We start from the raw sequence: 1,519 nt of genomic DNA on the forward strand, positions 1-1,519 counted from the left end.
GGCGCAGCGATGCAGGCGGCAAGAAACCCTGATCTTGTGAGATGCAACTTGAAGGTTTGCGGCAGACCGCAGGATGGCAACAGACTACTCATTTATGGCTCCCTGACTTTTACGCAGCAACTTTCCCAGAGGGGGCGCCTTATTATGTGCACTTCACTAGTCATCACTTAGTAGTGATTATGATAATATGCACTAGATATATTAGAGGTATACGCATTTACTTAGAGTATCTATGCCATAATAATTGTATATAAATTATGTTTCGCGTATTTATACTTTCAGGTTATTTAAATGCTATTATGTAAAATTTTCATTGTGTTGATTTGCTATAGGATTTGGATAGAACTGTGATGTAGATCGCAGTTTGTGCATATGGCAAAAAAATCTAGTATTTTTCCGCATGAGCTAAGCTTTTGAAAGAACAGCGCTTCATTTCGGCCAATTTTTTGTGGGTGCCAAGGGCTGTCGGGCGGTATTTGGGCTCGTTACTGATATGCACAGCTCTCCCGACTTATGAGCCCCCTGAAAATTGAAGGAGCCAGTGCTGGGTCAGTGGGTGGCCATGTGCAGGATCAGGGTGAGTTTTAGCGCAAAATGGAACGCCTCCGCTTTTGTGCGGAAGAGAGTTCTACCCAAATGGACTTTATGTCTTCGGCCAGCGGCACTTGATAGTGCTGCACCTTCGCTTCGCGTGAACATGGTTTTCTACCCATCATTTTTCTGGTTTTCTGGATAGACGCGCGCGCACGTGTTTTGTGAAGAGAAGAGGTGTTTAAGAAGAAGGGGAGGATAAAGAGAAAAGTATGGCTCCCCGGGCCGGATTCGAACCAGCGACCAAGCGGTTAACAGCCGCTTGCTCTACCACTGAGCTACCGGGGATCATACTATGTTGCCATTGGCGGTGATCGATAAAAGAAGTGGCTCCCCGGGCCGGATTCGAACCAGCGACCAAGCGGTTAACAGCCGCTTGCTCTACCACTGAGCTACCGGGGATCACGATGATCTTGCCGTATGGCTGCAAACGAAAAAGGATGGCTCCCCGGGCCGGATTCGAACCAGCGACCAAGCGGTTAACAGCCGCTTGCTCTACCACTGAGCTACCGGGGATCATGACACCCTTGCGAGTTTGCCTCGCCGTTTGCGTGAGGAGGCTTTTACAGAGGCATGTTGTGTTTGCCAAGTCGTTTTTTGCGTATTTTTCGATTTGTGGACAGTTTCTCTATTTTTTTATTGAGATATCCAAGGGGGTTAGCCAGAAATCTCCAAAAACCGCGGATTTTGCGGGTTTGATTTTCCGGTGATGTTGGAATCCTCACAAAGACAATTGACAGGAGAGCTGATTGCGTCCCACACTTAAGGCCAGAACTCCAGTTTCTTTTTGTTCCGGCTCAGGCTTTGGAATGACAAGATTAAACGGGAATGCGGTTCCATATATTATGGAGACAAGCCGCAGCTGCCCCCGCAACTGTGAGCGGTGAGACCTTAGCGAAAATCCCACTGGCCTTTTAAGGGCTGGGAA

Annotated in this window: 3 tRNA genes and 1 riboswitch (1 of these 4 cut by a window edge); all 3 genes read right to left on the reverse strand. The window is 47.8% G+C overall.

Annotated elements, in window-relative coordinates:
- Positions 1–804 precede the first annotated feature (804 nt).
- A tRNA-Asn gene (locus tag PPL9_RS20540) sits at positions 805–879 on the reverse strand.
- A gap of 39 nt (positions 880–918) precedes the next feature.
- Positions 919–993, reverse strand: a tRNA-Asn gene (locus PPL9_RS20545).
- A 39-nt stretch (positions 994–1,032) separates the two neighbouring features.
- Positions 1,033–1,107: transfer RNA gene (locus PPL9_RS20550), tRNA-Asn, on the reverse strand.
- A gap of 260 nt (positions 1,108–1,367) precedes the next feature.
- A riboswitch (cobalamin riboswitch) is annotated at positions 1,368–1,519 on the forward strand; it runs 152 nt beyond the window's last position.

It is taken from the genome of Pseudovibrio sp. POLY-S9 (assembly GCF_001431305.1).
Taxonomy (GTDB): domain Bacteria; phylum Pseudomonadota; class Alphaproteobacteria; order Rhizobiales; family Stappiaceae; genus Pseudovibrio.